Here is a 13,504-nt window from a genome sequence, read left to right as displayed (position 1 = left end):
GAGGGTATCATGGAGCTTTGGCAGTACGACGCGACCGACCTGGCGCGCTTGATCCGCACGGGGCAGGCTTCGGCGCGGGAGGCGGTCGATTCCGTCCTCGACCGCCTGCACAAGGTCAATCCCGCCATCAACGCCGTGGTCCGGGTGCTGGAGAGCGAAGCCCGCGCCGAGGCCGAGACGGCGGATGCCGCCCGCGCGCGCGGCCATGCCCTGCCGCCGCTGCACGGCGTTCCCGTCACCACCAAGATCAACGTCGACCAGGCGGGCCTGCCCACCGACAACGGCGTCATCCCGCTGAAGGACCTGATCGCGCAGGAAGACAGCCCGGTCGTGGCCAACCTGAAACATGCCGGGGCGATCATCGTCGGCCGCACCAATGCGCCGGCCTTCTCAATGCGCATCTTTTCCGACAATGCCCTGCACGGCCGCACCCTCAACCCGCGCGACCCCAGCGTGACGCCGGGCGGCTCGAGCGGCGGCGCGGGTGCAGCAACGGCAACTGGCATCGGCGCCATCGCCCATGGCAACGACATCGGCGGCTCGGTGCGCATCCCGGCCTATTGCAACGGCGTGGTCGGCCTTCGGACAGGCTTTGCCCGCATCCCCTCGTTCAATCCGACGGGCGTCGCCTCGGGCCGCCCCATCGGCGCCATCCTGATGGCGACCCAGGGGCCTCATACACGCACGGTCCGCGACGCCCGCCTTGCCCTGGAAGCGATGTCGCGCGGTGACCGGCGCGACTGGCGCTGGAACGACGTGCCGATGCGGGGCCCCGCCCCCGCGCGCCCCATCAAGGTTGCGATCGTGCCCGAAGTGCCGGGCGGCAAGAGCCACCCGGCCCAGGTGGAAGCGGTGCGGCTGGCCGGCAGGCATCTCCGCGGCGCGGGCTATGTCGTGGAGGAAGTGCTGCCGCCGGACATCGAGCGCGCCGTCGAGCTGTGGCACCAGATCTGCGTCACCGACGTGTTCGGCGGCCTGTGGCCCATGATGCAGAAAATGGGCGACCCCGACGGGATTGCGGCGATGCAGGCCTGGCTGTCCATCCACAAGCCGGTCGACCTCGCGACCTACATCGCGGCGCTGACGGAGCGCGAGGCGCTGGCCTATCGCTGGATGACCTTCTTCCAGCAATGGCCGCTGGTCATCTTCCCGACGCTGTGCGACCTGCCGCCCCGGCAGGTGGCCGACATCACGCCGGACGGCCAGCGCGAGGTGCTCGAATCGATGCGCTCCGCCCTGATCGCCCCACTGCTCGGCCTGCCCGGCCTCGCCGTGCCGGTCGGCAGCCACGGCAAGCTGCGCACCGGTGTCCAGATCATGGCGATGCGCAACCGTGAAGACCTCTGCCTCGATGCCGGCGAGGTGATCGAAGCATGCGAAGGTATCGTGACTCCGATCGATCCAGTGAGCGCCTGACGTCGCCCGCTTGACGAACTGACGGACGGTACCCGGCGCGTGCCGCGCCATCGAAGTTCTCGCGAAATGGAATTCACAATGGGCGAAACGCTTCTGCAGACCACCGTCGTCGGCTCCTATCCCCAGCCGGACTGGCTGGTCGATCGCGAGATGCTGAGCAAGGGCGTGCCACGCACCCGCGTGAAGGACATGTGGCGCATCTCCGAGCCCTGGCTCGAGCAGGCCCAGGACGACGCCACCCTGCTCGCCATCCGCGACATGGAGCGCGCCGGGATCGACGTCATCACCGACGGCGAGATGCGGCGCGAGAGCTACTCCAACCGGTTCGCGACGGCGCTGGAAGGCATCGACGACGAGAATCCCGCAGAGATCGTGAACCGCACCGGCAACCGCACGCCTGTGCCCCGGGTCGTGGGCAGAATCCGGCGAACCGGACCGGTCGAGCTGCGCGACATGCAGTTCCTGCGGGCCAACACCGAGCGGCTGGCCAAGATCACCCTGCCCGGCCCGTTCACGATGAGCCAGCAGGTCAAGGACGAGTTCTACAAGGATGCCGAGGCGATGTGCATGGACTATGCCGCCGCGGTGAACGAGGAGGCTCACGAACTGGTCAAGGCCGGCGCCGACGTGATCCAGCTCGACGAGCCGTGGTTGCGCAACAACCCCGAGGAAGCCAAGCGCTACGCGGTGAAGGCGATCAACCGGGCGCTGGAGGGCATCACCGTGCCGACCGTCATCCACCTCTGCTTCGGCTATGCCGCCGTGGTGACCGGCCTCAAGCCCACCGGCTATTCCTTCCTGCCCCAGCTTTCGGACACGATCGCCCAGCAGATCTCGATCGAATCGGCCCAGCCCAAGCTCGACCTCGGCGTGCTGAAGGACCTGGCGCCCAAGAAGGTGATGCTGGGCGTGATCGACCTCAGCGACCCCGAGGTCGAGACGCCGGAGAAGGTCGCCGAGCGCATCCGTGCCGGCCTGAAGCATATTGGCCCGGACAAGCTCCTGCCCGCCCCCGATTGCGGGATGAAGTACCTGCCGCGCGCCACCGCATTCGGAAAGCTCAAGGCCCTGAGCGAAGGCGCCGCGATCGTGCGTCGGGAGCTGGCTTAGATCGTTTGACCTCTCAGAATGGCAGGCCGACATAGTTCTCGGCGAACACCGTCTGGCCGGCCGGCGAGGACAGCAGATAGTCGATCTCGGCCCGCTGCATCTGCTCGGCGAAGCTCCCCTCCGGATGCACCTTGTGCATCAGCAGGGTGAGCCACCATGAGAAGCGCTCGGCCTTCCACACGCGCGCCGAGGCCTGGTCGCTGTAGGCGCCGAGCAGCGTGCCGTCGTTGCGGGCGTAGTGCGAGACCAGCGCCCGCGACAGATAATGGATGTCGGAGGCTGCCAGATTGAGGCCCTTCGCACCGGTCGGCGGCACGATGTGGGCGGCGTCGCCGGCGAGGAACAGCCGGCCGTGTCGCATCGGCAGGCACACGAAGCTGTGCAGTCCCGTGATGCTCTTCTCGAGCGCGGGTCCCGTCGTGACATTCGGCGCGACGTCCGGGCCGAGGCGCCGCTTCAGCTCGTCCCACAGCCGGTCGTCGGGCCAGTCCTCCAGCCTCTCATGCCGGCCGCACTGGATGTAGTAGCGGCTTCTCGTATGGGACCGCATCGAGGCCAGTGCGAAGCCGCGCGGATGACTGGCGTAGATCAGCTCCTCACTGCACGGCGGCACGTCGGCCAGGATACCCAGCCAGCTGAACGGGTAGTCCTGCTCGTAGATGCGGAGGTTCGACGCTGGCAGCGAGGCACGGCTCACGCCCCGAAAGCCGTCGCAGCCGGCGATGAAATCGCAGGCCAGTTCCTGCTCGATGCCGTCGGCTCGGTAGGTCAGCCGCGGCCGATCCGTCCCGAGGTCATGCAGGGTGACGTCCGCCGCCTCCCAGACGATCGGTCCATCGCCGGCGAGGCGCGCCGCGATCAGATCCTGCACCACCTCACTCTGGCCGTAGACCGTGATGGTCTTGCCCGCCAGCCCGGCCAGGTCGATGCGGAAGCGCCCGCCGTTCACTCCGAGTTCGACCCCCTCGTGGACCAACCCCTCGCGGTGCAGGCGTTCAGCGACGCCAGCCTCTTCCAGGAGCTTGACAGTGCCGTGCTCCAGAACGCCGGCTCGGATTCGGGCCTCGACGTAAGCACGCGACCTATCCTCGAGGATGACGCTCTCGATCCCGTTCAATTTCAGCAACCGCGCGAGCAGCAGTCCTGCCGGTCCCGCGCCGATGATCCCCACTTGTGTGCGCTGCTGACGTGCCATTCGGATTCTCTTTCCTCGAAGGGATTAGGATGGGACGCCCGGTGTCCCAAGCATAACCGCACCTGCCTTGCCACCCTTACATCTGGGAACTCGACTTGCAGGCGAGGATGCCGTAGTCGCGCCGGCCTGCAATCGGCTCGATCGCCATGGTCTGGGGCGGCTTGACCGACCGCATCCAGGCCTCGACCAGCTGCTTGTTGGAATCAGCGTCGAAGAAGAGGCAGCCGCTGCGCATGCCGGCGACCCTGGCGATCCAGGCCTCCTGCTCCGACCGCAGCCAGAGGCTGTTCTTCGGCGAGGTGATGCCCGAGAGCGACCGCAGCCCGCCGAGGAAATAGGCCGTGTCGGGATGGGCGACGAGATCGTCGAATCTGTAGGATCCCAGCTCGACGGAACGGCCCTTGAGACGGTCGCGCAGCAGGCCGAAAAACTCGTCGGCCTCCGCGAAATCCGGATGGTTCCGAAAGGCCGACTGCGCCCGGGGAAGTGGCGAATAGAGCCCGGCGAGATCGGAAATCTCGCCTCGATGGCTTCGCAGCTCGCCATAGAGATCGAGCACCGCCCCCGAATCGCGCCAGATGCCGGCGAGACCCGCCGCTCTCCGCTCGACCTCGACCCGTCCGGCAATCGCCCCCTCGGCAATGACGGCCAGCGACACGACCATCAGCGCGGTCCGCGCCCGGCCGGGGGCAAGGCAGCGCCAAAGGAAGAGCGGCAGCATCAGCAGGAACAACGGTAGCAGGAACGACGGGCCCGCCAGATGCGACGTGTCGGAACGCAGCAGTGAAAAGAGATGCAATACGAAGGCGCCGACCGCCACGCCGGAGAACTTCCGGCAGAACTCCCGTGTCGCCTCGTCGGCGGATCTCCACCTCCGCCCGAGAAACGCCGCCAGGAAACCGAGCGCCAGCAGCAGAAGCAAGACCAGACCATAGGTGAGGATGAGTTCCCTGAACTCACCCGCGGCCCGCAGATCCGTTTCCAGCCGACCGTCCACGATGTTCCATGTGAACTGCAGACCGAGATTGTCCGACCATATCGAGTTGGAGACCCCGGCCATCACCAGCCCGGACTTTGCGTTCGCGAGCGCCACCACCTCGAGAAGATGCGACGGTCCCACCAGGGCCGAAACGAGGGTCACGAAGGTCAAGCCGCCTGCCAGGACGAACAGGCTCGTGAACCGCGCGAGCCGCTTCGCTGTCATCCCGGACGCGGGGCCGAACAGGGTGAGCGAGAAGAAGAGGACGAGAAGTCCGCCGCTCAGGTTCTCCTGGCTGAGGAAACCGCCCAGCCCCCAAAGCACCCCTGCCAGGGCAGCCGTCGTCCCGCCACGTCGCGTCGTCCCTGCGCCCAGAAGAAACCAGGCCAGCCAAAGCGAGAGGATGGGAATCACCAGCCATCGCGTTAGCACCGCCCATCCCGCCAGATCGATCCGCTCGGTGGGGCTCGGCCAAAGGACCCAGCCAAGGAGCCCGGCCACCGCCCAGCCAAAGCCCAGGAACTGCTGCACGAGGACGAAGAAGAGGATGACGCAGATGACGTTGAGCAGGAGGTTGGCGGCAAGGAAGCCGTGGTTGCTGAAATGCACGAAGTCCGTGAGACCCCACAGCAGCAGTTGATTGCCGGGTCCATACTGGGTCTGCGCCTCGAGATAGGGAATCGCGCCGAGCCGGATCTGCTGCAGCGCACTCAAGTGAACGTGTGCGTGGACGTCGTAGAACCTCGCCAGGCCGTCACCGGCAACGACGTCGGCGCCGCGCAGCGCCGGGAGCCCGAGCCAGCAAAAGGCAAGCACGGCGATGCCGAGCGCGCCCACCAACCGCAGAGGCCAACGCGACGACGTGATGGCCGGCGACGGGCGAACGGCCGGCGGTGCGCCATGGACGAAAGCCACCCAGAGCCAGTGGAAGGCGATGAAGGCCGCAATGCCGAGATAGGCGAAGATCAGGGGCCGTTTGTCCATCCGGCCCCACTCGATGACTTCGTCCTGTGGCGAGATGGCGCCTGCGGGTGTCAATGCCAGATAGCAATAGCCCGCGACGGCGCCGAGCAGCCCCACCGCGTAGAGCACTGAACCAGGTCCTTCCCCGCGCCGTCTCGCCATCTGATGGACAAGGGCCAGGGCCACGACCGCCGTCGGGAGAGCGGCGAGCAGAAAGCCAGATCTCGACTCGAGGATTGCGACCTCGAGAATCAGCAGCGCCGCCGCGGCGAGGCAGATCAGACCCTGGCTCGCCGTCACGGCCGGGCCGTGGCCAGAAGGAGATTGCCGATCCCGAAATGGTTCACGCCGGTCTCGAGGGCGTGCAATGCGTTGGCCGCCCCCAGGCCGAACGCGGCGGCAAAGGGCGCGAGGCCCAGGGCCGTCCTGACCGAGACATCGCCATAGCCGGCAGACGAGAGATGGGCGGCGAGCAGGCCGCGCCGGTACTTGTTGATATGCTGCTCGATGTAATCCACCGGCGACAGGGCGTTGACGCCGAGTTCGATGAGCGGCCAGAGCGACCGGTAGTTGGGCGTCGTCACGACGAGCACGCCGCCTGGTGCCAGCAGCGCCCGCGCCTCGGACAGCAGGCGGATCGCCGCCTCCGGCGTCAGGTGCTCGATCAGTTCGACCACCGTCACCGCATCGAAGCGCTGCCCGGCCTCGCACAGACCGGCCAGCGACCCGGTGGAAAAGCGGTGTGCCGAACTTCCGTAGGTCCGGGTCGCGTACTCGATCTGCGCGGCGCTGATGTCGATGCCGAGTGCCTCGACGCCCGGCAGATAGTTGCCGATGAAGGTGCCGGGGCCACAGCCGATGTCGAGCACCCGGCGAGGACTACCCAGGAGAGCCGCGACCGTCCGGAACTTCAGGTCGTGCCAGCAATAGCGTACGCCGAATTTCCGCCGATAGACCTTGTCGTAGAATCCCGCCGGGATCCTGGTTTCATAGTCGTAGACGGCTTCTTCCATCGCTGCTTGTCAGGGTCTCGTGGCCGCATAAAGACGGCTGCAAGACCATCAGCCTGCAAGCCCATCGGGAACGTCTTGGACCTCGGCAGGTGAAGTGGCAAGAGCCGGTCAGCGGGCAAGCCGTCCCTTGAGCACCGTGCCGGCATAAGCGCCCGTCGCCTCCCCGTTCTCGAACGCCAGGGCGCCGTTCACCAGGGTCGCCCGGATCCCCTCCGCCTTCTGGACGAGGCGGCGGGCGCCACCCGGCAGGTCGCGTTCGACCGTCGGCAACGTCGGCCGGATGTGATCCTCCTCGAACAGGACGAGATCGGCTCGATAACCTTTGCGGACGAGGCCCCGGTCGGCGAGGTCCCAGGCCAGGGCATTGTCGCGGGTGAGCTTCTTCACCGCCTCCTCGAGCGTGAAGGCACCGCGTTTGCGCACCCAGTAGCTGAGCAGATGCGTCTGCAGCGACGAACCCATCTCCTGGGCGACATGGGCACCGGAATCGGAGAAGGTCGCCAGCGTGCGGTCGTGCTTCAGGATGCCGAGCACGTCGTCCGGCGATTCGTTGACCAGCGGCTGGACGTAGACCTGGTTCTCGTTGGCCAGAGACAGGTCGATCATGACCTCGACCGGATGCTGCCCGCGCGCCCGGGCGAGCTGCTCGACCGTGGGATCGTCCCAGTCGACGCCGGTCATCGCGAAAAGGTTGGCGTAATCGGGCTTGCGTGGATCCGTGGTCGCCGCCCCTCCACCCTGGAAGACGTTGTCGCGCGGCTTCATCCGGCTTTCCGCCGCCACCAGTTCGCGCCGCACCGCGGGATCGGCCAGCCGCCGCTTCTGCTCCTCCATCGGCAGGTCGCGGACCGTGCGCCACGCCGGCAGCACGTCGAACGGCAGGTAGGACTTGAGCGAGAAGATCGCGTTGATCGACCTGGTCGTGCCCTGGCCGAACATGCGGCCTCCGGCGGCCACGGTCTCGTCGATGTAACGCGTCTGGTAGGCCCAGCCGGTCGGATCGTCGCCCTGCTTGGTGGCCAGCACGCCGAACATGACCGGGCGCCTGTAGGCGAGCGCCAGCTCGCGCAGCCGCGCGAGGAAGGCGCGGTGCGCCGGCCCGCTTGCAACGTCCGGGCCCACCTGGAAGATCCCGGCATCAAGTTCGGCCATGGCTGCCACGATGCGGTCGATCTCCTCCCACTCGGCGATGCGGCTGGCGACCGGCGTGTTGTCCGGCGTCACGTGCGTGGAGGCGCGCGAGCTGGAAAAGCCCATGGCCCCGGCGCGCAGCGCCTCCTTCACGAGGTCGGCCATGCGGACCATCTCGTCCTCGGTCGCCTTCTCGGTAAAGGCACGCTTGCCCATCGCGTACATGCGCAGCGCCGAATGGCCGATATACATGCCGTAGTTGATCGCCTTGGGCAGGCGCTCCACGGTGGCGAGATATTCGGGGAAGGTCTCCCAGGTCCAGTCGATGCCGGCGGCCATCGCCTCGGTCGGGATATCCTCGACCGCCGAGAGGCAGCGCGCATAGAGGTCGCGATCCTCGGGCTTGCAGGGCGCCAGCGCGAAGCCGCAATTGCTCATCACCACCGACGTGACGCCATGCCAGCAGGAACAGCTGCCCAGCGGATCCCAGGCGACCTGGGCGTCCATGTGGGTGTGACCGTCAATGAAGCCCGGCGAGACGATCAGCCCGTCGGCGTCGATCGTGCGCGAAGCCGCGGATGTTATCCGCCCGACCTCGGCGATCATTCCATCCTTGATGCCGACATCGGCCGTGAACCGGGCGGCACCGGAGCCGTCGACGACCGTGCCGCCGCGTATGACGAGATCGTGGGTCATCACAGCCGATCCTTCTTCTCGACGATTTTCCAGTAGGTGTCCTTGGCCGCGATCTTCCCGTCGCGGAACGTATAGATGTCGCAGCCCTGGTAGTTCAGGTCCTCACCATCGGCGCCCTTGCCCTTCACCGTCCAGACCGAGATCGCCCGGTTGCCGGCGTAGATGTACTCCTTGTGGTCCCAGCGCATGTCAGGAATCACCTTGAAGCGCTCGGCAAGCGTCCTGCGGATCGTCTCCTTGCCCGCGAGCGTGCGGCCGACCGGTTCGGGGCCGCGCGCCAGCCAGAAGGTGGCATCGTCGGTAAAGTGGGAAACGATGCAATCGACGTCGCGGCTGTTGAAGGCGGCGGAGATCGCCTTCATGAGCTCAGGCGTGGCGATGTCGCGATCGTCGGTGGCATCCGCGGCTGCAACGTCCGGCATACGAAACCTCCCTTGCTGCTTTTGCCGACGATTGCAGGCTTCTCCGCTTCCGGCAAGCGGACGGACACAACCGTCCGTAACCGTGCTAGCGTGGCCGCAATAAACGGGGAAACGCCAAGTGTACGACTACATCATCGTCGGCGGCGGGTCGGCAGGCTCGGTCATGGCCAATCGGTTGTCCGCCCGCAGCGCCAACAAGGTGCTGCTCTGCGAAGCCGGTCCGGACACGCCGCCTGGACAGGAGCCGAAGGAAATCGCCGACAGCTATTCGGGCACAGCCTACTTCGATCCGCGTTTCCACTGGACCGACCTCAAGGTCCATACACAGGTCGTCAGCCACAACAATCCGCAGGAGAACCGCCCGCCTCTGCGCAAGTACGAGCAGGCCCGCGTGCTGGGCGGCGGCTCGTCGATCAACGGCCAGATGGCGAACCGCGGCGCACCGACCGACTACGCCGAATGGGAGAGTCGCGGTGCGGCCGGCTGGGGCTGGAACGATGTCCTGCCGTATTTCAAGAAGGTCGAGCGCGACCTCGATTTCGATGGGCCGCTGCATGGCAAGGACGGCCGGATCCCGGTGCGCCGCATCCCGCGCGAGAAGTGGGCGGGCCACGCCCAGGCGGTCGGCCGCGCCTTCGAGGAGAAGGGCTTCAAGTACCTGCCCGACCAGAACGGAGAGTTCGTCGACGGCTATTTCCCGGTCACCCATTCGAATGCCGAGGAGCGGCGTGTCTCGGCCGCGATGGGCTATCTCGACGCCGAGACCCGCAAGCGCCCCAACCTGACGATCTCGACCGACACGCAGGTCATGTCGCTGCTGCTCGAGGGCACGCGCTGCGTCGGAGTCACCGCCCGGGTCGCCGGCCAGGAGCAGGAATTCCGCGCCCGCGAGGTGATCCTGTCGAGCGGCGCCATCCATTCGCCGGCGCACCTGATGCGGGCCGGCATCGGTCCGGTCGGGCAACTCGCCGACCTCGGCATTCCGGTCGTGTCCGCCCTGCCCGGCGTCGGCCAGCGGCTGATGGACCATCCCTCGATCGCGCTGTCGTCGTTCATCAAGCGCAGCGCCCGCCTGCGCGAGCACACGCGGCGGCACATCCATGTCGGGCTGCGCTACTCGTCCAACCTGCCCGGCGTCCCCAAGGGCGACATGTTTGTGGCCGTGGCCAGCAAGTCGGCCTGGCACGCTGTGGGCGAACAGATCGGCTCGCTGCTGACCTTCATCAACAAGACCTATTCCGAGACCGGCCAGGTCAAGCTCACCACGCGGGATTGGCGCAGCGAGCCGCTCGTCGAGTTCAATCTCCTGTCCGACAAACGCGACCTCGACCGCCTGATGAGCGGCTTCAAGCTGATGGCCGCGGTGCAAATGACCGATGCGCTGCGCCAGGTCACCGACGCCCCCTTCCCGACCTCCTACAGCGACCGGGTACGCCAGATCGGTGTGGTCAACACCAAGAACAAGTGGCTGACCCGGCTGGTCGCGACGATGCTCGATGGCCCTGCCGCCCTGCGCCGCTACATGATCGACAAGTACGTGGTCGAGGGCTTCACCTTCGACCAGGTACTGAATGACGACGACGCGCTCGAGGCTTTCGTGCGCAAGGCGGCGATCGGCGTGTGGCACGCCTCCTGTACCTGCCGCATGGGCCGCAACGACGATCCGATGGCCGTTGTCGACACCCAGGGACGCGTGCGCGGCGTGCAGGGGCTGCGCGTGGTCGACGCCTCGATCTTCCCGGTGGTGCCTTGCGCCAACACCAATTTCCCCACTCTGATGACGGCCGAGAAGATCTCGGAAGCCGTCCTCGCCGGACACTGAGGAGCAGTCGCATGTCGGTCGTGCTGGGCAGCGGCGAGCACCGCTATCGGGTGGTTGAGAACTGGGCGAAGCTGCCGGACGGCTGGGAGTTCCGTGACGTCGCCGCCGTCGCCTGCGACAGCAAGGACCGCGTCTATGTCTTCAACCGCGGCGAACATCCGATGATGGTGTTCGACAGGGACGGCAATTTCCTGCGCTCCTGGGGCGAAGGCCTGTTCAACCGGGCCCACGGCATTCATATCGACAGCGACGATAACCTCTATTGTACCGACGACGGCGACCACACGGTCCGCAAGGTCACGACCGACGGCAAGGTCCTCATGACCATTGGTGTACCTGACCAGCCCGCACCCTTCCTGAGCGGCAGGCCGTTCAACCGCTGCACCCACACCGCCCTCTCGCCCAAGGGCGAGATCTACGTCTCGGACGGCTACGGCAACAGCCGCGTTCACAAGTACTCGCCCAACGGCAAGCACCTGACCTGCTGGGGCACGACCGGGACCGATCCCGGCGAATTCAACATCCCTCACAACATCGCCGCCGACGCCGACGGCTGGGTCTATGTCGCCGACCGCGAGAACCATCGCGTGCAGGTGTTCGACGGCAACGGCAAGTACGAGACGCAGTGGAACAACATGCACCGGCCTTGCGCGCTCTATTGCTGCGGCGGCGCGAAGAACCCGACCTTCATCATCGGCGAGCTGGGTCCCGGCATGCCGGTGAACAGCAAGCACACCAATCTCGGCCCCCGTCTGTCGATCGTCGACGGCAAGGGAAAGACGCTGGCCCGGCTGGGCGGCCAGGAAGGGCCCGGCGAGCAGGCCGGTCGGTTCCTCTCGCCCCATGGGCTGGCCGTCGATTCGCGCGGCGCCATCTATGTCGGCGAGGTGAGCTACACCAACTGGCCGAGCACCTTCCCCGGCACTCCGGTGCCAAAACACCTGCGCTCGTTGCAGAAACTCGAGAAAGTCATCTGAGGAGATCTTGTTATGGTTGAACGCGTACTCGTCGTCGGGCCCAAGGACACCCTGTCCATGGTCGATGACCTCGCCCCCAAGGGCTACGAAATCGTCAAGGCGCTGCACAATTCGCCGGAGCAAAAGGCCGCCCTGCCCGGCACCCATTATTTCGTGGGCTTCATTCAGCAGTATGTGACGCCGCAGCTCTTCAAGGATGCGCCGAACCTCAAGCTCATCCAGATGCTGAGCGCCGGCTACGATCGCGCCGACCTCGCAGCGGCACGCGCGAGCGGCGTGCCGCTCTGCGCCAATGGCGGCGCCAACTCGGTCGCCGTCTCCGAGCACGCGATGCTGCTGATGCTGGCAGTCTCGCGCCGGCTGATCACCCAGCACACCAATGTCACGGCCGGGCGCTGGCACGGCAATTCGCCGCCGACCGTACATGAGGTGCGCAACCGCGTGCTGGGCATCATCGGCCTCGGCACGATCGGCAAGAAGGTCGCCAAGCTGGCGCTCGCCTTCGGCATGACCGTCCACTACTACGACATCGCCCGCCTCAAGGAGGAAGAGGAAGACGCGCTGGGCGTCCGCTTCCGCCTGCTGCCCGAGATCCTGAAGCACTCGGACATCGTCTCCCTGCACGTGCCGCTGAACGACTCGACGCGGCACATGATCGGCAAGGACGAACTCGCGGCCATGAAGAAGTCGGCGATCATCGTGAACACGTCGCGCGGGCCCGTCATCGACGAGAAGGCGATGATCGCGGCGCTTTCGGCCGGCAACCTGTTCGGCGCCGGCCTCGACGTGTTCGACGAGGAGCCGACCCCGCCGGACAACCCTCTCCTGAAACTCGACAACGTCGTCCTCACCGCGCACCTCGCCGGCCCTACGTTCGAGAGCAACATCACGCGCCTCCGCAACGGTTTCGACAACGTCCAGAGGGTTGCCCGCGGCGAACCCGCGCTCTGGGTGGTGCCTGAATTGCTGGAGCCGAAATGAGCGGAATTGCCCGCAGAGCACTCCTGGGAGCGGCGCTTGCCGCTCCCTTCCTCGCCCGCGAGGGCTTTGCCCAAGGCGACTGACCCAAGGGTCCGGTCCGCTGGGTCGTCGCCCGTCGCCGCTGGCCGTGCCCGCGTGCTGGCGGTCACCAGCCTGAAGCGGTCCGTGGCACTCCCGGACGTGCCGACCCTCGCCGAGAGTGGCTATCCGGATTTCGACCTGAATGACTGGAACGGCCTTTTTGCCGCCACCGGCATCCCGCCCGCCCTCGTCGACCGCATGCAGGCCGTCGTGGCCGAGGCCATCAAGGACCCCAAGGTCAGGGAACGGCTCGACCCGACCGGCGCCGATCTGGTCGCCAACACGCCGGTCTAGTTCAGGACCTGGATCGCCGGCCAGCGCGAGCTGCTCGGGAAGCTGGCCGCCGAAGCCGGCATTAAGCTTCAGTAAGGCAAAATTGGAGTCGGCCGCCTCTGCCGGCTACGGCGCCCAGAGCGAAACGACCGCCCGATGACCTCAATGAGGGGGTCCAGACGAAATAAACGAAATAAACGAAATAACCGGCGCCTGGAGGAGGTCCCGGGGCGAGTGGTATCCATATACCGCGATGCCGCCGCCCGGCGGGTAGCGCTCGAACCTGGGGTCACACGGCTCTAGGTGTGGAGCCTCAACAGGTTGTCCTCGGCGAGGGCCAGTCTGCTGATGGGTGTTTTACCCTTGATGCCGGCGTGCGGTCGATGCCAGTTATAGCGATGGATCCAGAAGGGTAGCTCTTGGGCACGCTGGTCTGAAGTGTCGT

12 protein-coding genes are annotated in these 13,504 nt (G+C 66.5%); 6 read left to right on the top strand and 6 right to left on the bottom strand.

Annotated elements, in window-relative coordinates; translation table 11 throughout:
• Nucleotides 1-9 precede the first annotated feature (9 nt).
• Both Q7V45_RS12270 and Q7V45_RS12265 read left to right on the top strand, forming a co-directional pair.
• Nucleotides 10-1,416: an amidase gene (locus Q7V45_RS12270; protein ID WP_304852259.1), complete on the top strand. Its 1,407-nt coding sequence runs from the start codon at nt 10-12 to the stop codon at nt 1,414-1,416.
• Between the two features lie 78 nt (nt 1,417-1,494).
• On the top strand, nt 1,495-2,526 hold the full coding sequence (locus Q7V45_RS12265; protein WP_304852257.1) for a uroporphyrinogen decarboxylase family protein: 1,032 nt from the start codon (nt 1,495-1,497) through the stop codon (nt 2,524-2,526).
• 13 nt (nt 2,527-2,539) lie between these two features.
• On the opposite strand, the gene pobA is transcribed toward Q7V45_RS12265, so the two are convergent.
• From pobA to Q7V45_RS12240, 5 genes are all read right to left on the bottom strand, one after another.
• On the bottom strand, nt 2,540-3,721 hold the full coding sequence (gene pobA / locus Q7V45_RS12260) for a 4-hydroxybenzoate 3-monooxygenase (protein WP_304852255.1): 1,182 nt from the start codon (nt 3,719-3,721) through the stop codon (nt 2,540-2,542).
• A gap of 76 nt (nt 3,722-3,797) precedes the next feature.
• On the bottom strand, nt 3,798-5,963 hold the full coding sequence (locus Q7V45_RS12255; RefSeq protein WP_304852253.1) for a hypothetical protein: 2,166 nt from the start codon (nt 5,961-5,963) through the stop codon (nt 3,798-3,800).
• Nucleotides 5,960-6,676 (bottom strand): bifunctional 2-polyprenyl-6-hydroxyphenol methylase/3-demethylubiquinol 3-O-methyltransferase UbiG, encoded by a 717-nt coding sequence (locus tag Q7V45_RS12250; RefSeq protein WP_304852250.1) that lies wholly within the window; start codon nt 6,674-6,676, stop codon nt 5,960-5,962. Before Q7V45_RS12250 ends, Q7V45_RS12255 begins: the two co-directional genes overlap by 4 nt.
• Nucleotides 6,677-6,784: 108 nt before the next feature.
• A complete protein-coding gene (locus tag Q7V45_RS12245) occupies nt 6,785-8,503 on the bottom strand; it encodes an amidohydrolase family protein (protein ID WP_304852248.1) in 1,719 nt (572 codons plus the stop codon).
• Nucleotides 8,503-8,925 (bottom strand): nuclear transport factor 2 family protein, encoded by a 423-nt coding sequence (locus Q7V45_RS12240; RefSeq protein ID WP_304852246.1) that lies wholly within the window; start codon nt 8,923-8,925, stop codon nt 8,503-8,505. Before Q7V45_RS12240 ends, Q7V45_RS12245 begins: the two co-directional genes overlap by 1 nt.
• 118 nt (nt 8,926-9,043) lie before the next feature.
• Here Q7V45_RS12240 and Q7V45_RS12235 point away from each other — a divergent pair, with 118 nt between their 5' ends.
• Genes Q7V45_RS12235 through Q7V45_RS12220 form a run of 4 tightly spaced genes read left to right on the top strand, consistent with a single transcriptional unit; the run spans nt 9,044 to nt 13,080 of the window.
• Nucleotides 9,044-10,747 (top strand): GMC family oxidoreductase, encoded by a 1,704-nt coding sequence (locus Q7V45_RS12235; RefSeq protein WP_304852244.1) that lies wholly within the window; start codon nt 9,044-9,046, stop codon nt 10,745-10,747.
• A gap of 11 nt (nt 10,748-10,758) precedes the next feature.
• Nucleotides 10,759-11,724, top strand: a complete 966-nt coding sequence (locus tag Q7V45_RS12230) for a peptidyl-alpha-hydroxyglycine alpha-amidating lyase family protein (RefSeq protein ID WP_304852242.1) — start codon at nt 10,759-10,761, stop codon at nt 11,722-11,724.
• A gap of 12 nt (nt 11,725-11,736) precedes the next feature.
• Complete coding sequence (locus Q7V45_RS12225) at nt 11,737-12,705, top strand: D-isomer specific 2-hydroxyacid dehydrogenase family protein (protein WP_304852240.1); 969 nt, start codon at nt 11,737-11,739, stop codon at nt 12,703-12,705.
• Between the two features lie 6 nt (nt 12,706-12,711).
• Nucleotides 12,712-13,080 carry a Bug family tripartite tricarboxylate transporter substrate binding protein gene (locus Q7V45_RS12220; protein WP_370692593.1) on the top strand — a complete coding sequence of 123 codons (369 nt, stop codon included), beginning with the start codon at nt 12,712-12,714 and terminating at the stop codon, nt 13,078-13,080.
• Nucleotides 13,081-13,358: 278 nt separating this feature from the next.
• Here the strand turns inward: Q7V45_RS12220 and Q7V45_RS12215 are convergent.
• Nucleotides 13,359-13,504, bottom strand: a 146-nt coding sequence (locus Q7V45_RS12215; protein ID WP_370692596.1) for an integrase core domain-containing protein, incomplete at its 5' end; no start/stop codon positions are given.

The sequence above is a fragment of the Reyranella sp. genome (genome assembly GCF_030651995.1).
Lineage (GTDB): Bacteria > Pseudomonadota > Alphaproteobacteria > Reyranellales > Reyranellaceae > Reyranella.
This window is presented reverse-complemented; position numbering and strand designations above follow the sequence as displayed.

Excerpts from the sequence above, each read along its gene's own strand:
- Q7V45_RS12265 (WP_304852257.1), top strand. The coding sequence starts at position 1,495 with ATGGGCGAAACGCTTCTGCAGACCACCGTCGTCGGCTCCTATCCCCAG.
- pobA (WP_304852255.1), bottom strand. The coding sequence starts at position 3,721 with ATGGCACGTCAGCAGCGCACACAAGTGGGGATCATCGGCGCGGGACCG.
- Q7V45_RS12240 (WP_304852246.1), bottom strand. The coding sequence starts at position 8,925 with ATGCCGGACGTTGCAGCCGCGGATGCCACCGACGATCGCGACATCGCC.
- Q7V45_RS12230 (WP_304852242.1), top strand. The coding sequence starts at position 10,759 with ATGTCGGTCGTGCTGGGCAGCGGCGAGCACCGCTATCGGGTGGTTGAG.
- Q7V45_RS12270 (WP_304852259.1), top strand. The coding sequence starts at position 10 with ATGGAGCTTTGGCAGTACGACGCGACCGACCTGGCGCGCTTGATCCGC.
- Q7V45_RS12250 (WP_304852250.1), bottom strand. The coding sequence starts at position 6,676 with ATGGAAGAAGCCGTCTACGACTATGAAACCAGGATCCCGGCGGGATTC.
- Q7V45_RS12245 (WP_304852248.1), bottom strand. The coding sequence starts at position 8,503 with ATGACCCACGATCTCGTCATACGCGGCGGCACGGTCGTCGACGGCTCC.
- Q7V45_RS12225 (WP_304852240.1), top strand. The coding sequence starts at position 11,737 with ATGGTTGAACGCGTACTCGTCGTCGGGCCCAAGGACACCCTGTCCATG.